The organism is Streptomyces phaeofaciens (genome assembly GCF_014648915.1).
Lineage (GTDB): Bacteria > Actinomycetota > Actinomycetes > Streptomycetales > Streptomycetaceae > Streptomyces > Streptomyces phaeofaciens.
On record NZ_BMSA01000004.1, the window covers coordinates 34,128 to 52,992 of the forward strand.

The 18,865-nt window shown below is 71.9% G+C and carries 18 protein-coding genes and 1 pseudogene; 10 read left to right on the forward strand and 9 right to left on the reverse strand.

What is annotated here, in order from left to right:
* Positions 1-65 precede the first annotated feature (65 nt).
* On the reverse strand, positions 66-746 hold the full coding sequence (locus tag IE275_RS09990; protein WP_229870175.1) for a TetR/AcrR family transcriptional regulator C-terminal domain-containing protein: 681 nt from the start codon (positions 744-746) through the stop codon (positions 66-68).
* Between the two features lie 78 nt (positions 747-824).
* On the opposite strand from IE275_RS09990, the gene IE275_RS09995 reads away from it, so the two are divergent.
* Genes IE275_RS09995 through IE275_RS10015 form a run of 4 tightly spaced genes read left to right on the forward strand, consistent with a single transcriptional unit; the run spans position 825 to position 4,896 of the window.
* Complete coding sequence (locus tag IE275_RS09995) at positions 825-1,931, forward strand: MBL fold metallo-hydrolase (RefSeq protein ID WP_189709942.1); 1,107 nt, start codon at positions 825-827, stop codon at positions 1,929-1,931.
* 1 nt (position 1,932) lies between these two features.
* Entirely contained in the window at positions 1,933-2,508 is a 576-nt protein-coding gene (locus tag IE275_RS10000) for an ester cyclase (protein WP_189709944.1), read from the forward strand.
* A gap of 1 nt (position 2,509) precedes the next feature.
* The gene (locus IE275_RS45850) at positions 2,510-4,102 is read left to right on the forward strand and encodes a zinc-binding dehydrogenase (RefSeq protein ID WP_229870176.1); all 1,593 of its coding nucleotides are present in this window, start codon (positions 2,510-2,512) and stop codon (positions 4,100-4,102) included.
* Positions 4,099-4,896 carry an MBL fold metallo-hydrolase gene (locus IE275_RS10015; protein WP_189709946.1) on the forward strand — a complete coding sequence of 266 codons (798 nt, stop codon included), beginning with the start codon at positions 4,099-4,101 and terminating at the stop codon, positions 4,894-4,896. The genes IE275_RS45850 and IE275_RS10015 overlap by 4 nt, the downstream gene beginning before the upstream one ends.
* A gap of 186 nt (positions 4,897-5,082) precedes the next feature.
* On the opposite strand, the gene IE275_RS10020 is transcribed toward IE275_RS10015, so the two are convergent.
* On the reverse strand, positions 5,083-6,300 hold the full coding sequence (locus tag IE275_RS10020) for a hypothetical protein (protein WP_189709948.1): 1,218 nt from the start codon (positions 6,298-6,300) through the stop codon (positions 5,083-5,085).
* Between the two features lie 157 nt (positions 6,301-6,457).
* Here IE275_RS10020 and IE275_RS10025 point away from each other — a divergent pair, with 157 nt between their 5' ends.
* The 3 genes from IE275_RS10025 (at position 6,458) to IE275_RS10035 (ending at position 8,340) form a co-directional block, all read left to right on the forward strand.
* On the forward strand, positions 6,458-6,682 hold the full coding sequence (locus IE275_RS10025; RefSeq protein WP_189709950.1) for a hypothetical protein: 225 nt from the start codon (positions 6,458-6,460) through the stop codon (positions 6,680-6,682).
* 81 nt (positions 6,683-6,763) lie between these two features.
* Positions 6,764-7,615: an alpha/beta fold hydrolase gene (locus IE275_RS10030; RefSeq protein ID WP_308435643.1), complete on the forward strand. Its 852-nt coding sequence runs from the start codon at positions 6,764-6,766 to the stop codon at positions 7,613-7,615.
* A gap of 182 nt (positions 7,616-7,797) precedes the next feature.
* A complete protein-coding gene (locus IE275_RS10035; protein ID WP_189709952.1) occupies positions 7,798-8,340 on the forward strand; it encodes a DUF4760 domain-containing protein in 543 nt (180 codons plus the stop codon).
* Positions 8,341-8,432: 92 nt separating this feature from the next.
* Here the strand turns inward: IE275_RS10035 and IE275_RS10040 are convergent, their stop codons facing one another.
* Positions 8,433-9,716: an MFS transporter gene (locus IE275_RS10040; RefSeq protein ID WP_189709954.1), complete on the reverse strand. Its 1,284-nt coding sequence runs from the start codon at positions 9,714-9,716 to the stop codon at positions 8,433-8,435.
* Between the two features lie 56 nt (positions 9,717-9,772).
* On the opposite strand from IE275_RS10040, the gene IE275_RS10045 reads away from it, so the two are divergent.
* Positions 9,773-10,783 carry an ArsR/SmtB family transcription factor gene (locus IE275_RS10045; protein ID WP_189709956.1) on the forward strand — a complete coding sequence of 337 codons (1,011 nt, stop codon included), beginning with the start codon at positions 9,773-9,775 and terminating at the stop codon, positions 10,781-10,783.
* A 75-nt stretch (positions 10,784-10,858) separates the two neighbouring features.
* On the opposite strand, the gene IE275_RS10050 is transcribed toward IE275_RS10045, so the two are convergent.
* Positions 10,859-11,842, reverse strand: coding sequence for an amidohydrolase family protein (locus IE275_RS10050; protein WP_189709958.1), 984 nt, complete (start codon positions 11,840-11,842; stop codon positions 10,859-10,861).
* 212 nt (positions 11,843-12,054) lie between these two features.
* On the opposite strand from IE275_RS10050, the gene IE275_RS10055 reads away from it, so the two are divergent.
* A complete protein-coding gene (locus tag IE275_RS10055; protein WP_189710485.1) occupies positions 12,055-12,927 on the forward strand; it encodes a polysaccharide deacetylase family protein in 873 nt (290 codons plus the stop codon).
* 74 nt (positions 12,928-13,001) lie between these two features.
* Here IE275_RS10055 and IE275_RS10060 read toward each other — a convergent pair whose 3' ends face one another.
* Entirely contained in the window at positions 13,002-13,790 is a 789-nt protein-coding gene (locus IE275_RS10060) for a hypothetical protein (RefSeq protein WP_189709960.1), read from the reverse strand.
* Positions 13,791-13,979: 189 nt separating this feature from the next.
* Here IE275_RS10060 and IE275_RS10065 point away from each other — a divergent pair, with 189 nt between their 5' ends.
* Positions 13,980-14,564 (forward strand): hypothetical protein, encoded by a 585-nt coding sequence (locus IE275_RS10065; protein ID WP_189709962.1) that lies wholly within the window; start codon positions 13,980-13,982, stop codon positions 14,562-14,564.
* On the opposite strand, the gene IE275_RS10070 is transcribed toward IE275_RS10065, so the two are convergent.
* The 4 genes and pseudogenes from IE275_RS10070 to IE275_RS10085 form a co-directional block, all read right to left on the reverse strand.
* On the reverse strand, positions 14,551-15,447 hold the full coding sequence (locus IE275_RS10070; protein ID WP_189709964.1) for an RNA polymerase sigma-70 factor: 897 nt from the start codon (positions 15,445-15,447) through the stop codon (positions 14,551-14,553). The two genes, IE275_RS10065 and IE275_RS10070, sit on opposite strands and share 14 nt — an antisense overlap.
* Before the next feature lie 123 nt (positions 15,448-15,570).
* Entirely contained in the window at positions 15,571-16,767 is a 1,197-nt protein-coding gene (locus tag IE275_RS10075) for an NAD(P)/FAD-dependent oxidoreductase (RefSeq protein WP_189709966.1), read from the reverse strand.
* A gap of 203 nt (positions 16,768-16,970) precedes the next feature.
* A pseudogene (locus IE275_RS10080) lies at positions 16,971-17,183 on the reverse strand (arsenic resistance protein); the annotation flags it as partial.
* A gap of 224 nt (positions 17,184-17,407) precedes the next feature.
* Positions 17,408-18,841, reverse strand: coding sequence for a cellulose binding domain-containing protein (locus tag IE275_RS10085; protein WP_189709968.1), 1,434 nt, complete (start codon positions 18,839-18,841; stop codon positions 17,408-17,410).
* Positions 18,842-18,865 lie beyond the last annotated feature (24 nt).

Genomic DNA, 18,865 nt, shown 5'->3' on the forward strand with positions numbered 1-18,865 from the left:
CCCGCCCGCCGACGTCGATTCGTCGACTCCCGACGAGGGCGGTTGCCGGGCCGGCCGACATCGATTCATCGACTCCTGGCGAGTCGCGCCGCCACGGCGTCCAGGGCCAGGCCGATCGTGAACTCGTACTCGGTCTCGGCGTCGAATCGCGCCAGGTGCTGTGCGGCGTCGGCGACCGCGGGAAGTCCGCTGTTCGTCAGCGCGGCCTCTCGCTGCGCGATCGCGGCGGTGTCGGTCGTGCCGTAGGTCGGTCCGGCGTTGACCTCTCTGAGCAGGGTGCCGATGAGCGTGGCGACGAAGGCCCGGAGGAGGTGGACGGCTTCCGAGGTCGGGCAGCCGGCGTCGCGCAGCGCGACCAGGACGGCCTCGACCGGCGCGAGCCCCTCGAACGAGGCGAGCTGACGGGTGAGGACCAGCGGGGCGGCTTCGGGGTGCCTGAGGGCTCGCTCCCTGAAGGCGTGGGCGATCGCGCGCAGATCGGCCTCGGGGTCACCGGTGAGGGGCGGCAGCCCGATGGTGCCCAGCAGGCGCTCGGCCACCGCGTCGAGCAGGTCTTCCTTGCCCTCCACGTGGTTGTAGAGGCTCTTCGCGTCCACTCCGAGGACGCGTGACACCGAGCGCATGCTCACCGCGCCGATGCCGTCGGCGTCGATCACCTTCAGCGTCGCCTCGACGATCGCGTGCTTGGACAGCTGGGCGGCGCCCTTGGGGGGCCGGCCTCGGCGGGGGGCTGCGCTGTTGCTCACGAGATCCATCCTTGCATAAATCCACGGCGTGGGTATAGTCCAGGACGTAAATCCACGGCGTGGGTAAAAGGAGTGGCGATGCGCTTTCCCTGGGGTCCTGGTGAGGTCACCGACCTGCGGACGGTCGGCGACCGGGTCGACACGCTGACCGACCTGTCCGAGGTCGCCGACGGGCCGGGCGCGCGGTTGCGGGCCGCACGCGCCCAAGGGGAAGCGTTCCGCCGGGAGTTCCCGACCACGGGGACGCCGGACAGCGTGGTGACCTGCGACCTGATCACGCTGCCGTATCCGACCAGGTTCGGGCTTTTCCGGGCGTCGAAGGCGCTCGCGCCGTTCCTGTCCATCACCAACCGGATGCTCGTGATCCGGTGGCGCGAGTCCGACGGCGGCCGACGCGTGCTGCTCTTCGAGCCCAGCGACCATGAACTCGGCCGCTACACCCCGTACTTCGACACACTGTCGGCCCGTACACCGGGCGTGATCGAACGGAGGATGCTCCGCGAGCACGGCACGGTGCCGGGCCACCTCGCCCGGCTCGGCATCGCGCCCGAGGACGTCACCCATCTGATGTTCGACCATCTGCACACCCAGGACCTCCGCCGCTGGATCGGAACGACGGCACCGCAGGCGGACCTCGGCGGGCAGCCCCGCGCCGCCTTCCCGAACGCGAAGGTGATCGTCCAGCGCGACGAGCTCGCGGCGATGGCCGACCTGCACCCGCTACAGAGGCCCTGGTACCAGCCGGCCGCCTACGCCGACGTGCCACCCGAGGCGTTCCTGCCGATCGACGGCTCTGTGGTGCTCGGCCCCGGTGTGGCGGTGGTGAAGACGCCGGGCCATGTCTTCGGCAACCAGAGCCTGGTGCTCAACACCTCCACCGGTATCTGGGTGTCCAGCGAGAACGTCATCGCCGCCGAGGCGCTCACGCCGGAGCACTCCGCGCTGCCCGGCCTGGCGAAGTGGTCGCGACGCTGGCAGCAGGAGGTCGTGCTCAACGCCAACACGATCGAGACCACCGCCGACCAGTACAACTCCGTCGTCCTGGAGAAGACCCTGGCCGACCGCAGCCAGGCCGACCCCCGGTTCCCGCAGTTCTTCCCCTCGAGCGAACTCACCGGGGCGTGGACCAACCCAGGCACCGGACCCACCTTCGTCCACGGGTCCCTCACTCACCGGAAGGCCTGAGATGTCCCGCTTCACCCTTCCCCCCGAAAACGTCCTGCGAGCCCGCGAGAAACTCGTCCTCGACCACTTCCACGACGAGGTCCGCCAGGACTGGGACGCCACACTCGCCACGTTCCCGCACCCGCACTACGAGCTGATCGCCCCGATGACCGTCCACGACGGCGACGGCGCGGTCCGCGCGTACTACCACGACACCCGTGTCGCCTTCCCCGACCAGGACCACGAGATCATCGCGTTCCGGCACAGCGTGGACGCCGTCGTCGTCGAGTTCTGGCTGCTCGGCACCCACCTCGGCCCGCTCGGCAGGATCCCGCCCACCGGGTCGAAGCACCGCACCCGGATGACGGCGTACTTCATCTTCGACGAGCACGAGAACCTCGTCGTCGAGCGGATCTACTTCGACCAGCTCACGGTCCTCAAGCAGCTCATCGGCGGGCTCGACAAGCGCGACCCGCGGGACCTGATCAAGCTCGGCCGCGCCGTGCTCGGACTGCTCGCGACGGCCGGCGAGGCCCCCGACCCTCGGCTGCTCGGCACCACCCCGCCCCCCTTCCTTTCCGCGTACGAGGAGAAGTGACATGCGCGCACTCATCGGCGGCACCGGCACCGGCGCCTGGGAGCTCCGCGAGCACGACCTGCCCACCCGGCTCGGCGCCCTCCGCATCCAGGTGATGGCCGCGGGCCTCAACCGTGCCGACCTCTACGCGCTCGACGGCACCTACCGGGCCGCGGGCCAGGCCGACGGGGAGTTCACCGCGGGCATGGAGGTCGCCGGCGTGGTCGAGACCGGCAGCCCGCTCGCACCACACCTGCCCGCCGGAACCCGGGTCATGGGCATCACCGCCGGCGCCTTCGCCGACTACGCGGTGTGCGACCCGCGGCTCGTCGTACCGATTCCCGAGGGGCTCGGCTTCGAGCGGGCCGCCGCCCTGCCCGTCGGGCTGATCACCGAGCACGACGCGTTGGTCACCCAGGCCGGGTTCACCGCCGGCGACAGCGTCCTCGTCATCGGCGGCACCAGCGCGATCGGCCTGATCGGCATCCGGCTCGCCAAGGCGCTCGGTGCCGGCAAGGTCGTCGCGACCACCACGAGCGAGGAGAAACGGGCCGTGCTGACCGAGGCCGGCGCGGACGTCACGGTCAACACCCGCACCGAGGACCTCACCGCCGCCGTCCTCACCGCCACCGACGGCGTCGGCGCCACCATCACGCTCGACCACGTCGGCGGCGAGCTCTTCGCCAAGGTTCCCGCCGCGACCGCGATCGGGGGACGGATCGTCAGCATCGGGCGCCTGGGCGGGTCCGCCACCGGCCTCGACCTCGACACGGTCGCCTTCCGACGGCAACGGATCATCGGCACCACGTTCAGCATCCGCACCCGCGCCGAGCTCGCGGCCGTCGTCGACGCTCTCGCCGACGAGGTCCTGCCCGCCGTGGCCGAAGGCCGGATCACCTCCGAGCCGGACACGGTCTACCCGCCCGAGCGCGCGCCGGAGGCCGCCGACCGGCTCCGCTCGAACGGCGCCACCGGCAAGATCGTGCTCTCCTTCGCCGACGCCCACACCGGCCCCGCCCCCGCCCCGAGCACCCGGGCCAACATGTTCGGCAGCATCGCCCAGATCGGGTACGTCGTCCGCGACATCGAGGAGTCGATGCGCAACTTCGTCGACGTCGGCATCGGCCCGTGGTTCCACCTCAAGGGCGTCAGGCCCGACGACTTCACCTACCGCGGCAAACCCTCGGACATGGTCATGGACGTCGCCGTCGCCAACAGCGGCGACATCCAGATCGAGCTCATCAGCCCGGTCGACGACGAGCCGTCCATGTACCGCGACTTCCTCGCCGCAGGCCATGAAGGCGTCCAGCACATCGCCTACTGGACCGACGACTACCAGGCGCTCTACGACAGGGCTCTCGCCGCCGGCTTCACCGTCGGGCAGGAGGGCCGCATCGGCGGAGAGGACGGCCGGTTCGCCTACCTCGAGACCGAGCATCACCCCGGTACCGTCATCGAGATCTCCGACGTCGGCGGCACCAAGCGGTTCGTCTTCGACATCATCAGGACGGCCTCGGCCAACTGGGACGGTACCCGACCGATCCAGGAGATCGACCCGCGTCTGATCGGCGGCGACCCGGCCGCGACGGCCGAGATCATGGAGGCACTCGGGTGAAGGTCCACCACCTCAACTGCGGCACCATGCACCCGGTCCTGACCCCCGAGGGACTGGTCTGCCACGTCCTCCTCGTCGAGACCGACAACGGACTCGTGCTCATCGACTCCGGCCTCGGCCTGAAGGACGCCGCCGACCCCCGCGGCCGGTTCGGTGAGGCCCGGTTCCTGGTCCGGCCAGTCTTCGACGAGAACGAGGCCGCCGTCCGCCAGGTCGCCCGGCTCGGGTTCGACCCCCACGACGTCCGCCACATCGTGCTCACCCACTTCGACGCCGATCACACCGGTGGCCTCGCCGACTTCCCCTGGGCCCGGGTCCACCTCACGGCGGCCGAGAACTTCGCCGCCCTGCATCCGCGGGGCAGGGTCGAACGGGGGCGGTACCTCCCGAGCCACCGCGCCCACGGGCCCGTACTCGTCGAACACACCCCGGACCAGGGGGAATCGTGGCGCGGGTTCGCCGGCGCCGAGGAACTGAACGGCATCGCCCCCGGCATCGTGCTGATCAGCCTGCCCGGCCACACCCGCGGTCACGCGGCCGTCGCCGTCGACACCGGCGACGGCTGGATCCTCCACGTGGGAGACAGCTTCTACCACCGCGGCCAGATCGACGGTACGGGCGGCGCGCCCCGCGCGCTCACCCTCATGGAACACTTCATCGCCGCCGACCGGCCCCGGGTGAAGGCCAACCACGAGCGCCTCAGCGAACTGTGGCGGACCGCCGACCCCGACCTCCTGCTGGTCAACGCCCACGACCCACTGCTGCTGCGCCGGGCGGAGAACCGGGGGCGGTGACCGGGGATCGGCACGGTGCGGCACCGGAGGAGGGGGCCGTGCTCGACGGTCTTCGTTGAGGCACGCCGGTGCGAAGCGTCCCGAACCGGCCGTCGCCGAACTCCGGGACCGCCACCGCGACACGGGACCCGGTGTCATCGTGGCCGGCTGCCGCATCGGCGCCGCCATCGGCGCACGAGCGTCAGGTCAGACGAGGCCGGTGGCGGGCGCCAGCCGCGTTCGGGCCGCGGCTCGTACCTCTGGCGTCTCCGCCGGGTCGTCGCGCAGCACCGCGATCCGCTCCAGGACCTCCGGGCTCGCGGGCGCCGAGGTGATCCCCGCCAGCCGTGCTGTTTCCTCGCAGTCCCAGAGGGACTCGGTGTAGGCGTGGTCCAGGCCACCCCGGTCGATGGCGGCGAGCGCCTCCAGGAAGGCGGCCCGCTCGTACGAGTGCGGGGTGGTGAGCCAGAAGCGCCGCAGATAGGGCACCGCCTCGGCCGCTTCGGGCCCGAACCGGGCGACTCGCCGCGCCGTCCGGTCCGGGCCGCACCAGGCGCGCGCCGCCCACTGTTCGGCGAGTTCCTCCACGAGTCCCGGCAGCGCCTCGGGGCCGGAGTGGTCGGCCAGCACGTCCGCTCCGAGTCGCGCGAGCCACGGGCGTCCGTCCTGCGCCCACCCGTGCGCCGCCGGTACGGCGAGGGCGCCGAGGCGTTCGACCGCTCGCCTGACCAGGGGCAGGGGCAGTCGGCCGTCCGGGGTGCCGAGCGAGGGAACCAGCGGGATGAGGGCCTCCGCGGGCTCGCGGTCGCGCAACGCACGCAGCGCGTCGACCTTCGTGTCGCTCTCGGTCGAGCCGTCGGCGAGCAGGGCGAGGAGTTCGTCGTCGCCGAGCCCCGCCAGGGACGGCCGCGGTGCGAAGGGGTGGGACTGCACCTCGATCCCGAACCGGGTCCAGGGCTCGCGGTACCACGGCAGTTCGGCTGCTTCGCCGATCCGGGCGCGGGCGACGTCCCCGAGGTCGTCCCACCACTCGCCCGGCCAGGCGACCGAGACCGACTCGACCACGCGCGCCCAGTGCTCGCCTTCCCGGACGTACCTCCGAAGTGCTTCCCGGGCCTCGTCCGATCCGCCGAGGGCCAGCAGTTCCAGCACCTCGCAGGCCCGCAGGCAGGTCTCCTCGTCCTGTGCCAGGCGGGCGACGATCGGCGCCGGGGGCAGCTCCAGATCCCGGACCAGCCGCGCCAGGTACAGGGCGCGGTCGTCGACGCCGTCCCACCGCCAGTCGCGGCGGACCCCGTCGTACACGAACCTCGCGGTCCCCTGCGGGTCCTGGAGCGCCCGTACGGCGCCGAGGCCACGCCCGCGTTGCAGCAGGCCCTCGACCGTGTCGTGGCGGGCGTAGGTCATCTCGTCCTCGTCGCTCATCACCCGGCACCCTGCCCGACCGCACGCCCCGCCGCCAGGTGTTATCGGCCGGCCTCCGCCGAGGGCAGGGCCTTGCTCGCGCATGGTGCGAGGGCTCCTTCCTCTCGGCACAGGCGCCCGGCATGCGGACGGCCGGTCCCCGGCGCACCCTGTGACCATGGCTTCCATTCGGCCCGTCGTGATCTACCCGCCCGCCGCGGACGGCGGCCGCAGGGTCCGTGTCGACGACCACTTCCTGGGGATGGCGTACGGGCTGCTGGACATAGCCGAGTTCCTGCGCGAGGTCGGGATCGAGGACGCCGACGAGAGTTATGTCGAGGGGTCGAGCCTCATCGAGTGGCGAGGCGGTGGCCCGACCGCGTGGCTTGGCTCCCCCGGGTGACCCTTGAGTCTGCACCGGCCTTGACAATCCACGCCCGCGCCCAGAAGGCTGACCGACCAGTCGGTACGAAGGGAGCGGATTGTGACCGAGGTGAGCATCTCCACGGCCGCGGGCGTGTTCGACGCCACCGTGGCAGGTCCGCCCGAGGGCCGCCCGGTACTCCTGCTGCACGGTTTCCCCCAGACGAGGCTGGCCTGGCGACGGCAGATCGTGGCGTTGGCCGAGCACGGCTACCGCGTGGTGGCGCCGGACCAGCGGGGCTACTCCCCCGGGGTGCGTCCCGAGCGGCCCGAGGACTACGGCATCGGCGCCCTGGCCGACGACGTCGTCGCGATCACGGAAGAACTCGGCTGGACGACATTCGACCTGGTCGGCCACGACTGGGGAGGTGCGGTGGCGTGGTGGACCGCCGAAGCCCATCCCGGCCGCGTCCGCACGCTGACGGTCGTCTCGACCCCGCACCCCGGCGCTCTCGCCCACGCCCTGCGCACCGACGAGGACCAGCGCGAACGGTCCCGCTACATGATCGACTGGCGAGAGACACCCGCCACCGAGGACGCGATGCTCGCCGATGACGCCCAACTGCTCCGCACTCTCTACGCCGACAAGGTCCCGCGGACCAGCGTCGATGCCTACCTGCGCCACCTGTCGCGGCCGGGCGCTCTCACCGCGGCGCTGAACTGGTACCGGTCCGGCCGCCCCGAGCGCGCGATCGGCGCCATCGGCGTACCCACGCTGTACGTCTGGAGCACGGAGGACACCGCGTTCGGTCCGGCGGCCGCCCAGGCGACCGGACGGTGGGTCGACGGGTCGTACCGCTTCGAGATCCTCCAGGGCGCCGGCCACTGGATCCCGGAGGAGGCGCCCGAGGCACTGAACCGTCTGCTGCTCGGGCATCTCACCAGGGACCCGGGATCCCGAGCGACGAGCTAGGGAACCAGGGCCGGCCGTCCCCGTGTCCCGCCCTCGTGGAACCGGGCGCCCGGCGGCTTCGGTCCGATCACATTCAAGCCTCTTGAGGCCTTCCGGCGACGGGGCCGTTCAAGAGACGGCACAAACGCTCCGGGCGCGCTCATCCCGCCTGCTCGCGGCGGCTCCTTCCTAGCGTTGACCGGATGCTCAAGGAGTTCCTCGTCAACGTCCTCCCGGTCGTGATCGCGGTGATCGCCATCGCCGTGCCCACCTGGCTCGGCATCCGCCAGACACGCGTCAGCCGGCACACGAACAACATCCAAGCGATGCTCGAACTGCTCGCCGAGTTCCGGTCGGCCTCGTTTCACGACCAGCACGACTACGTGTGCGCCCGGCTCCAGCAGGAGCACTCCCCCGACGTCGGTGTCCGGGGGCTCCCGCACGACGCCAAGGCGGCGTTCTGCAACGTCGTCTACTACTACCAGTCCCTCGCCAACCTGACCGTCTTCCACATCGTGGACCAAGAACTGTTCCTGCCCATCCTGCGGTACCGGATCATCCATGTCTGGCAGGCCGCCCGTCCCTACGTGGAACGCGAGCGTGAACTGCGCGGCAGCGACGGCTCCTACCTGTCGGCACTCGAAGAACTCGCCCGCCGGACAGCCGATCTCCCGCACACGTACCTCCACGACCGCATCGCGGACAGCCGGCACGTCCGGCGTCGGCGGTGGTGGCGGAGCCGCTGAGGCCGATGCGATCGGCTCCGCGTCCGGCCGCGGACTCCCCCGGCGGGCCGGCCGGTGCGCGGCCTCCGGTGGCGTGCGCCTCGCCCGCCCGGTCACGCCTCCGTCGAAGAGGCCGCCGAGGCCCGGCGGGAGGGCGGTGCGGCCGCCGGAAGCTCCCGCAGCGTACGGACGGGGGAACAGAAGACCGGGAGGAAGGCGCAGGCCATGCACAGGGCACCCGCCCAGACCGCCGTCCGTACGCCTGCCGCCTGGCCGACGACGCCGCCGAGCGCGGAGCCGATCGCCAGGGCACCGGTGAGCATGAACCGGAAGGTGGCGTTCATCCGGCCGAGCAGCCGGTCCGGGGTCAGATGCTGCCGCAGGGCGACACCGAGGACGTTGTCGATGCCCGTCTTGGTCATCGTCGCGAGCCACCCCGCGCCGGCCACCCACACCCACGGTCCGTCACCGACGAGCGCGACGGCGAGTGCGGCGGGTGCGAACCAGAGGCCGGCCCATCCCAGGGTGCGACCGTGGCCGAGGCGGGCGGCGAGGCGGTGGGCGAGGCCGGCGCCGAGCAGGATGCCCAGGCCGCCGGCCGCCCAGTACGTCCCGAGCGCTCCCGGGGACAGGCGCAGTTCGCGGATGAACAGCACGGGCAGTACGGAGTTGATCATCTGTGCGCCGAGGTTGGTGAGGGTCGCGGTGAGGGCCAGCGCGCGCAGCTCGCGGTTGCCGAGAACGTGGCGCAGCCCTTCGGCCGTCTCGGCTCGCAGCCGGCGCCGGTCGGCCGACGCGACCGCCGGAGCCCGTCGCCGCTCGATGCCGGTGAGACCGACGGCGGAGGCCAGGTAGGCGAGGGCCCCGCCGAGAATCGCGAGGGGGGCCGTGAACAGCTGGACCAGGAAGCCGCCCGCGCCACGGCCGGCGATGTTGGCGCCGGCCATCAGGCTCACGACGGCCGCGTTCGCCGGTACCAGGCGGTCACGGCCGACCAGTTGGGGCAGCACGCTCTGCGAGCCGACGTCGAAGAACACCGTGGCGCATCCGTTCAGCAGCACCACCGCGTACATCTGAGGCAGCGACAGAACGCCGAGCCACCAGGCGACGGGGAGGGAGGCGAACAGCACGGCGCGGGCCGCGTCGGCGGCCACCAACACCCTGCGGGCGGGCAGGCGGTCCACCCAGACACCCGTCGGCAGGCCGATGAGGAGGAAGGCGGCGGTGGACAGCGCGGCCAGCGCGCCGGCCTGGCCGGGTCCCGCGCCGAGGGCGGTGACGGCGAGCAGCGGGATGGCGACGTAGCCGACGTTGCTGCCGAGGTGACTGAGGGCGCTTGCGGCGAAGAGCACACGGAAGTCATGTGTCCGCCAAGGGGATTGAGGTGCTCGGGTCATGACCGGTACCGTGCGCGGCCGCCCACCGCCCCGCCTACTGATTTACTCTTGGCTAAATGATCGAGATCAGGCTCGGCCTGGAGGACGTGGTCCGGACCCGCTTCGCGATCTCCCCGTTGTGGGAGGCGGTGGCCAGTGTGCGCGTGCTCAAGGGCGCGGACGAACACGGTCTGCATCGCACCTGGGCCGAACGGGTACGCCCGCAACTGGCGGCGTCGAACGTCGACTTCGGCCCGCTGTTCGACCTCGTGCCGGTACCCACCCGCTCCCCCTGGTCCGGCCACGTTCCCGGGTTCATCTGCCCGCCGCCCACGACACCGCTGCCGTCGCTGGATGTGGAGCTGGCCACCGTCCGGGCCACCCCACCGGCGCTGCTGCGCACGACGGCCGAGGTTCCGCCCGCGCGGATGGCGGCGCTGCGCGCCGACCCGGCGACCGAACTCGGGCGGTTGGCCGATGTGTTGCAGGCTTACTGGGATCTGGCCCTGGCCCCGTACTGGTCGCGGATCCTCACCCTGCTGGAGGACGACATCCGCTACCGCGTCGGCCGGCTGGCCGAAGGCGGTGCCCAGCACCTGTTCTCGGACCTCGACCCGCAGGTCACCTGGGCCGCGGGCACACTGCATCTGAAGCACCGCACCGTGCACGGAGCGCGCCGACTCGACGGCAGTGGCCTGCTGCTGGTGCCGTCCGCCTTCGTGTGGCCCCGCGTGTTCTCGGTACTCACCGAGCCGTGGCAGCCCTCGCTCCGCTACCCGCCACGCGCCGTCGGCACGCTCTGGCACACGCGGCCCGCGACCGTGTCCGACGCCCTGGCCGGCGTGCTGGGCCGCTCACGCGCCACCATCCTGGCCGCGCTGACCGCACCCGCCTCGACCACCGGCCTGGCCCGCCGGACCGGGCTGACTCCCGGTGGCGTCTCCCAACACCTCACCGCCCTGCGCACCGCGGGCCTCGTCAGCGCCCACCGTGCGGGAAGAGAGGTGCTGTACGCGCGTACGCGGGCCGGAGAGACGGTCGTGGAGGCCGCGGGCGCGGGGGCACCGGCGTCCACGTCCCCTGCGTGAGCGGGTCACGGGATCCGATCCGGGCGGCGTCCACGGCCCCTGCCCGAGCCGGTCGCGGGATCCGGTCCGGGGGCGTCACGGACCTGACGCGGCGCCGGTCGGCCGCACTCCGAGTGCGAACAGCGCGGCCGCGTTGTCGTGGCACACGCGCCGCAGCCACGCGTCTCCGAGGCCGAGCCGCTCCAGTGCGTGGAGCTGATGCACGTACGGATAGGGGATGTTGGGGAAGTCCGAGCCGAGCAGGACGCGGTCGCCGAGGCCGGCCAGCCGGGGCAGGGCGTGGCGGGGGAACGGCATGAGCCGCTCGGTGAAGTCGGTGAACACCATCGTCGTGTCCAGCCGCACTTCCCCGTACCGCTCGGCGAGGCCGAGGAACTCCTCGTGCTCGGGCATGCCCATGTGCGCGACGATCAGCCGCAGCCGGGGATGCCGTGCCAGCACCCGCGCGATCGGCTCGGGGCCGGTGTGCTTGCCCGGCGCGGGTCCGGATCCGCAGTGGATCACCACGGGGATCCCTGCCTCGGCGAGCAACCCCCATGCCTGATCGAGGAGTTCGTCGGCGGGATCGTACGCACCGACCTGGACATGTGCCTTGAAGACGCGTGCGCCCGCCTCGACGGCCTCGCGGACGTACGCCTCGACGCCCCGCTCGGGGTAGAGGGTGGCGGTGTGCAGACAGTCGGGGGTGCGGCGGGCGAAGTCGGCCGCCCAGCCGTTCAGCCACGTGGCCATGCCGGGCTTGTGCGGGTAGAGCATGGCGGTGAAGGCGCGCACCCCGAACTCGCGGAGCCGGGCCGTCCGTTCCGCCTCCTCCTCCCGGTAGGTGATCGGCCACTCGACCCCACCGGTCAGCTCTCCGAGCGCGTCGAAGTAGTCCCAGACCTTGCGCAGGACGCGCTCGGGCATGAAGTGCGTGTGCACGTCGACCAGCCCCGGCAGACCGAGCCGCCCCCAGAAGCGGCGGACCTCTTCGGCCTCCTCACCCGGAGGCACGTCCCTCACCGGAGCGGGTTCGGCGGAGCGACCGGGGTCGGCGGGTGCCATGCGGTGATCGTTCATGTCATCCACGATCGACCCGGGTGAGGCGGCTGGTCCACTCCCCCGTGCCTCGGATCCGTGAGTGATCCGTCACCCGACCCGACGGGTGCGGCGAGAACAAAGGGCTCGGCGGGTCGGGCCGATGCTCCGCGCCGCATCGCAGTGTCCCGAAGTGGAACCTCGGACATCTGTTCGCCATCAAGCAGGTGAACGGACTGAGCTGTACGAACGGCATGGGGTGGCACGCGGTGGACTGGCGGATCAGGGGGGCGGCGCTCGCCTGCCTCCTTCTCACGACGGGCTTGGCGACGGGTTGCGCACCCGAATCACGCGCGGCCTCCGATTCCCCTCCCGCCACCGCGGGCCCCTCCGCACCGGCCGCGGGCCCTTCCGAAGACGCGGCGGATGCACGGGCCGCGACCGAGGCGGCCTACCGCAAGTGGGGCATCGAGCCGCTGGCGGCACCGCCCTCGCCGCCGTCGACCAAGCCGGCGGGCCGGCGGACGGACGGCGGCGAGGTGCCGGTGATCAGCGAGATACCCACCCAGGAGAAGATCGTCTTCCTCACGTTCGACGACGGCGCCGAGAAGGACCCGGAGTTCGTGACGATGATGCGGGAGCTGAAGATCCCGTTCACGATGTTCCTCACCGACTCCGCCATCCGAACCGACTACGGCTACTTCGAGCGGCTCCAGGGGCTCGGCGACGGCGTCCAGAACCACACCCTCACGCACCCGAACCTGCCCACCCTGAGCGCCGACGCCCAGCGGCAGGAGATCTGCGGCCAGCAGGAGAAACTGAAGGACCGCTACGGCACCGCACCCCGGCTGTTCCGTCCGCCCTACGGCAACTGGAACGAGAACACCCGGGCCGCCGCCGCGAGCTGCGGCATCGAGGCGATCGTCCTGTGGCGCGAGTCCATGCAGATCAAGAACATGCAGTACCAGCGCGGCGACGAGAAGCTCCACCCGGGCGACATCGTTCTGGCCCACTTCCGCGGACCCTCCGAGCTCAAGGGCACCTCGATCACCGAGATGACGACGAACCTGCTGCGCCACATCCAGGAACAGGGGTTCACGGTGGCCCGGCTGGAGGACTACCTGTAGGCGCGAGGAGACCGCAGGAAAGGCCGGACGCCCCCCGGCGGACACCGATACCCGGCAGCCGGCGGACCAGGCTGTCAGGGCAGCCGTACGGCCTCGATCTCCGGGTCGTCCAGGAGGGCTGCGACGAGCGCCGCGGGGCCGGCGACCTTGGTGGCCCACAGGTCGTAGTCGGTGCAGAGGACCCAGGAGCGGTCCTCGGCCCAGAGGTTGGACGGGCTGAAGTCCACTTCGGGGTTGTCGTACAGGATCGGGGCGTCGCCGAGTCGGCCGGTGCGTACGTGCGGGTTCTCGAAGTCGGCCGCTCCGAGCGTGAGCGGGCTGTAGTAGGCCAGACAGCGGGTGTCCGCGCCCGCGGGGCTGTGCTCGGTGAGGACGGCGATCAGCCGGTTCCAGGTCTCGCGGTCCAGGCTGCCCTCGGTCGGCGGGTGGATGCCGAGCGGCCAGCTGCCGTGCTTCCTGACCGAGGGGAAGCAGCGGAAGGAGGGAAGGAGCCCGTCGGGGACCCGAGGATCTCCGGTCCGCCGCGCGAGCTCCGCCCAGCGCAGCCGGCGCCAGCCACGGCCCGGATGCTCGGCGCGGCCCAGGCCGCCTCCGGTGGCGACCCCCACGGCGTCGAGATCGATACCCGCGACGACGAGGGGCTCGGCCCTTCCGTCCGCAAGGCGGGCCTGGTGGTACTCGTGGTGCGACACATCGGTCGGGCCCCGCTCGTGCTCGTACATGGCGTTGAGCACCCAGACCGCGTCCGGCGACGCCGGTGGCATGAACCCGGTCAGCCCGTCGCCGCAGAGGTCCAGCAGCCAGTCGGCCGCACGGGAAGGCGTGAGCGGCCACCGCGCGGCCACGAAGGATGTGTCGGACATCCGGCCATGATTCCATCCTGCGTCCCTGAACAGTGGTGGTGCCGCGGCGGCAGCGTTCGGCGGGCTCGGCATCCCCCGCGGTGGCGCCGCGCGGGCGCCGTAGGCTGACTCCCGCCCGCCGAGACGATGTGTCGTCTCGTGACGCATCGAGGCCGGGCCACCGGTCCTCGTCACCGAGGAGAGCACCTGATGACGTTCCGGGAGCACATGGCGCGGATGACGGTACGCGCCCTGGCGGAGTTCCCCGAGGAGGCGACCCGCGGGATCTACGCCGTCACGTTCCGGATCGACAGTGTCGACCAGGACCCGCGCTTCCCCTATCTGGCGATCGGCTACAACACCGAGGCGGAGGTGGCCCGGTTGCTGGCGGAACCGAACCCTCCCGAGCCCTGGGAGGCGCGCTGGAGCTACGCGTATTTCCCTCCGTCGGGGCTGGAAGGGATCCGTATCGCCGGCCACCACCGCGAACACGACCCGGACGGCGCCGCCCTGCACCGCCGCGAGGCGACGGCGCAGGGCCTGTGGTACGAGGACGACGACGAACTCCCCGACGCGGAACGGGACATGCGCGACGAGCACCTCGACGAGGAGTTCCATGCCCTCTGCGTGGACCTGGCGCGGCACCTGCACACCGGCCACCACATCGCCGCACGACTGGGACGGCCGGTGCCCGTGATCCTGTACGACATGTTCCGGCCCGACGAGATGTTCACCCTGACCGGGGAAGCCAACCCCACCGACCTGGTGGCGGAGTTCCTGCTCACCGCAGAGTGAGCGCGGTCTCGGATGCGACGCGGGTCAGCTTCTCCGGGTTGCGGACGTAGTAGACACCCGTGATGAGGCCGTCCTCGACACGCATGGCCATGACGCCGTCGATCTCGCCGTCCAGGCACAGGGCCAGTGCCGGGTTGCCGTTGACCACGGTGGGTTCGCAGGTGATCGTGGCCTCGTGCCTGCTGGACCCGCCGAGGTAGTAGCGGACCAGCTTGTCGGCGCCGACGACCGGCCGCAGCGCGGCCCGCTTCAGGCCGCCGCCGTCGCTCATCAGGACGACGTCGGGGGCGAGCACGTCCAGCAGACCTTGCGGGTCCCGGGTGTCGAGCGCGCGCCGGAACGACTCCACCGCCGCCCGGGCCTCGCTCGGGGAGACCGTCTTCCGCGGGCGGCGGGCGTCGACGTGCCGGCGGGCGCGGTGGGCGATCTGGCGGACGGCGGCCGGGCTCTTGTCGACGGCGGCCGCGATCTCGTCGTAGCCGACGTCGAAGACCTCGCGCAGCACGAACACCGCCCGCTCGGTCGGTGCCAGCGTCTCCAGGACGAGCATCAGGGCCATCGACACGCTCTCGGCCAGCTCGACGTCCTCGGCCACGTCCGGTGTGGTGAGCAGCGGCTCGGGCAGCCAGGGGCCGACGTACGCCTCCCTGCGGCGCTTCATCGTGCGCAGCCGGTTGAGTGCCTGGCGGGTGGTGATCCGGACCAGGTAGGCGCGTCGGTCGCTCACCCGGTCCAGGTCGACCTCGACCCAGCGCAGCCAGGTCTCCTGGAGGACGTCCTCGGCGTCGGCGGCCGAGCCGAGCATCTCGTAGGCGACGGTGAAGAGCAGGTTGCGGTGGGCGAGGAACGTCTCGGTCGCCGGGTCAGTGGTGGCGTCGGTCATGTCTTGGCCCCTCTCCTTCATGGCCGGCCCCGCGACGGGCGGCGTTCAAACGTGCGTCCACGGCAGGATCGCTTTTCCTCGGCGGCCGTTCGGCAGCCGGCCGGATCGGTCACGAGGGCCTGGCTAGACTGCCCGTTCGACGGTGGCCGACGCCTCTCGGCGCCCGCCCCGCAGCAGTTCCTTGCGGTGGTCGCCCTTGGGCCAGGTGTGCGCACCGGGCTTGCGTGCCTCGGTCGTCAGATGCTTGACGCTGAAGTTGCAGGAGAGCTCCTTGAGTTTCGCGCCCGCGCGGCCGCCGACGTAGAGCCTCATCGCGGTGTCGTCCTTGTGGGCGAACTGGAAGACTCCGGCGCGGCGCCCCAGGCTGACGCACATGGCGGGGAACGACAGGTCGACGGGTGCGGGCCGCACACCCGCGATGCGGGCGAGCACCGTGTCGGCGGCGTGGGCGCCCAGGCAGCCCGCGGCGTACGCGCTCATCCGGAACGGCAGGTCCGACGGGGCCGCCGAGTCCCCGGCGGCGACGATGCGCTCGTCGTCCACGCTGGTCAGCGTCTCGTCCGTGAGCACGCGCCCCACCGTGTCGGTGCTCAGTCCGCTGCGCGCGGCCAGGTCCGGGACGCCGAAGCCGACGGTCCAGACGGTGAGCCCGCTCGGCACCTCACGGCCGTCGTCGAGGTGCACGGCGTCGCGGGTCACCGCCGTGACCTTGGTGCCGGGCCCGTCGAGCACGGTCAGCCCGAGCCCGGCCAGCCGCCGGGAAGCCGTCCTTCGGGCCCGGGGATGCAGGTACGGGCCGAGATCGCCTCCGCAGACGAGGGTCACCCGGCGGCCCCGCTCCGCGAGCTCTGCGGCGGTCTCGATGCCGGTCGGTCCGCCTCCGACGACCGTCACCGGGGTCGTCGCGGGCGTGGCGTCGAGGACGGACCGCAGTTGCCGCGCCGTCTCCAGGGTGGCCATCGGGTGGGCGAACTCGGTCGCCCCGGGCACGCACGGGGCGGCGTTGCCGCTGCCCGCCGCGTAGATCAGGTAGTCGTAGCCGACCGTGCCCCCACGCGCCGGCTCGACCTGGCGCCCGGCCGCGTCGATCCGTGTCACGGTCTCGACCACCAGCCGTACGCCGTCGGCCAGGACCTCGCGGTAGTCGACCACCGCGTCGTGGGAGCCGCCCACCAGCTGGTGGAGGCGGAGCCGCGGGACGAAGGCCGGGCGCGGGTTGATCAAGGTCACGGTCACGTCGTCGCGCTGCGTCAGCCGGTTCGCGGCCATGACGCCGGCGTATCCGCCGCCGATCACGACAACTTCGGTGTTCCCGGTCATGGTGTCTCCTCCGGTTCAGGGGTTCGCCCTCGAGACACCGCGCGGCCGATTCCTGTGACAACAAGTGATGCAGGTCACTCAACGGCCGGGGTGGCTCCCACGAGGCGTGGCCGGGGGGCCGGGCGGCGAGCATGTGCCCCGGGGGCCGGACGAGGGGGTCAGTGCGCCGTGGGCTCGGGGGCGGCCGGTTCCGTCGCGGGGACGAGGCGGAAGAGACGGGCCACGGCCCTCCCGGCGAACGCCATGACGACGAGGAACACCACGTAGAACGGGACCACGGCGGCGACGTCGGCCAGGCTGTCGCCGAGCTGGGGAACCTGGGAGGCGACGACGGTCAGCAGGGTCGCGGCCATCAGGGGCACCAACGTGGTGATCGCCGCGTCGGAGACCCTCCGCCCGGCCGGGAGCCGCCCGGCCGAGGAGCCCGCCCGCGGCCAGCGCCGCCAGACAGACCGCGACCTGGTGGTGTTCCATCCGCTCGACCAGGCTCCGCGGCCCCTGCTCCGGCACGCCCACTGCCCCTGCCCCTGCTTCCTCGACCCGGGTGCGGCCCGCTCCGGTGGCAGGGCGCCCCTCCAGCCTCACAGGTCACTCCGTCCGTTTCCTCTCCGCCCGAGGGCGGAGAGGAGACGGACACCGCCTAGGCGGCCGGGACGGTGTCCTCGAAGGTGGTGCCGGTGGCACGGTAGGCGTTCACCTTGGCCGTGACCTGGGCCGGCGTCAGGACCTGGTCCTTGACGTGAAGTACGTAGTCGACCTGCTGGTCGTAGGCGCGGGGTGTGCTGCTGGTCTGCCCGGCCAGGTCGATCAGCCACTGGTTGAAGTTGATCGACATGGGGCGCTCGGGCAGGTAGGCGGCGTCATGGGTGCCGAAGAGCCGGCCGTCGATGTAGTAGGTGATCGCGCTGCCGTCGATCGTGACGACCAGGTCGTGCCAGCCGGCGTAGCTCTGCCGGGCCTCGGTGTGCTGGTTGACGGCCTGCCAAGGGTCCGGGTCGTAGGTCTCCCAGGACGTCGTGTACAGGATGTTCGAGGGCTCGCCCCAGCCCCCGTTGGGCAGGTACTCGAAGTCGTACTCCGCGTAGTTGTCGGCCATCGGGGCCTGGAGGTCGTTGATGGTGAAGAAGGTCTGGACGAGGTGGTCGCCGTCGGGCCCGGAGACGGGGGCGTCGGAGAACTTCACCCGGGCGGCGTAGGTGCCGTTCTTGAACTTCGTGGCCTTGGTGAGGACTTCGGTCTGTTTGGTGCCGTCCGCCGTACCGGTGGTCGAGGTCCGGAGGTTCATCACGGAGCTGCCTCCGGAGCCGGCGAAGGTGACGTTCTCCGGGGCCCAGGTGGCGCCGGGCACTCCGGGGCCGCCGGAGTTGGACCGTACGCTCCAGCCGTTCGCGGCGATCCTCGGGTCGCTGGAGGTGGTGTAGGCGAAGTCGTCGAACAGCGTCTGCCCACCGGTCGGCGGGTCGGTGGGCGGGTCGGTGGGCGGGTCCGTCGGGTCGTTGCCCTCGGGTGCGGTGCCCCACACCGTGGTGCCGGACAGCTGGGCGGTGACCTTCGGCCAGTCCGCGTAGGCGGTCTGGGACGCGCCGAACGAGTAGTCGTCGCTCTGCCTGAGGGGCTGCCAGTCCGCGCGGTGGAAGCGCAGCTGCATGTCCCCGGTGTCGGCGCCCGGCGCGAGGGTGCCCGCGCCCGGGGTGAAGCCGATCTCCAGGTAGCGGTCGGCGTTCGCCGTGGGGTGGGCCGGCGTGCCGAAGGTGCCGGTGATGTCGGCACAGCCCTTGACCGCCCACGAGCAGGCGAAGCGGTAGCCGGCGCCGGCGCTGTCGGCCTTGAAGTAGTAGCGGACCTTGACGGTGCTGAGCTGGACGGTGCCGTCGCCGGTGTTCCTGACCTTGAGCCAGGGCTCGGTCTGGTCCGCCATCGCGCCCGTGGCGCCGGTCCGGTACTGGACCGCCACGTCGTCGGTGGCGGCGCTGGCGGTGACGGGCAGTGCGGCGAGGCCGGCGGCGCCCAGGGCGAGCGCGACGGCCGTGGCCGCGGCGACGCGCGGCAGGCTCGGACGGGTGGTGGACGTCATGCTGGTTCCCTTCCGGGGTGGGGT

What these genes read in the sequence shown, in the direction of transcription:
- IE275_RS10065 (WP_189709962.1), top strand. Translation starts at nt 13,980, where the DNA reads ATGACGTTCCGGGAGCACATGGCGCGGATGACGGTACGCGCCCTGGCG.
- IE275_RS10020 (WP_189709948.1), bottom strand. Translation starts at nt 6,300, where the DNA reads ATGAGCGACGAGGACGAGATGACCTACGCCCGCCACGACACGGTCGAG.
- IE275_RS10085 (WP_189709968.1), bottom strand. Translation starts at nt 18,841, where the DNA reads ATGACGTCCACCACCCGTCCGAGCCTGCCGCGCGTCGCCGCGGCCACG.
- IE275_RS10075 (WP_189709966.1), bottom strand. Translation starts at nt 16,767, where the DNA reads ATGACCGGGAACACCGAAGTTGTCGTGATCGGCGGCGGATACGCCGGC.
- IE275_RS10045 (WP_189709956.1), top strand. Translation starts at nt 9,773, where the DNA reads ATGATCGAGATCAGGCTCGGCCTGGAGGACGTGGTCCGGACCCGCTTC.
- IE275_RS09995 (WP_189709942.1), top strand. Translation starts at nt 825, where the DNA reads ATGCGCTTTCCCTGGGGTCCTGGTGAGGTCACCGACCTGCGGACGGTC.
- IE275_RS45850 (WP_229870176.1), top strand. Translation starts at nt 2,510, where the DNA reads ATGCGCGCACTCATCGGCGGCACCGGCACCGGCGCCTGGGAGCTCCGC.
- IE275_RS10035 (WP_189709952.1), top strand. Translation starts at nt 7,798, where the DNA reads ATGCTCAAGGAGTTCCTCGTCAACGTCCTCCCGGTCGTGATCGCGGTG.
- IE275_RS10025 (WP_189709950.1), top strand. Translation starts at nt 6,458, where the DNA reads ATGGCTTCCATTCGGCCCGTCGTGATCTACCCGCCCGCCGCGGACGGC.
- IE275_RS10000 (WP_189709944.1), top strand. Translation starts at nt 1,933, where the DNA reads ATGTCCCGCTTCACCCTTCCCCCCGAAAACGTCCTGCGAGCCCGCGAG.
- IE275_RS10050 (WP_189709958.1), bottom strand. Translation starts at nt 11,842, where the DNA reads ATGAACGATCACCGCATGGCACCCGCCGACCCCGGTCGCTCCGCCGAA.
- IE275_RS10060 (WP_189709960.1), bottom strand. Translation starts at nt 13,790, where the DNA reads ATGTCCGACACATCCTTCGTGGCCGCGCGGTGGCCGCTCACGCCTTCC.
- IE275_RS10040 (WP_189709954.1), bottom strand. Translation starts at nt 9,716, where the DNA reads ATGACCCGAGCACCTCAATCCCCTTGGCGGACACATGACTTCCGTGTG.
- IE275_RS10070 (WP_189709964.1), bottom strand. Translation starts at nt 15,447, where the DNA reads ATGACCGACGCCACCACTGACCCGGCGACCGAGACGTTCCTCGCCCAC.
- IE275_RS10055 (WP_189710485.1), top strand. Translation starts at nt 12,055, where the DNA reads ATGGGGTGGCACGCGGTGGACTGGCGGATCAGGGGGGCGGCGCTCGCC.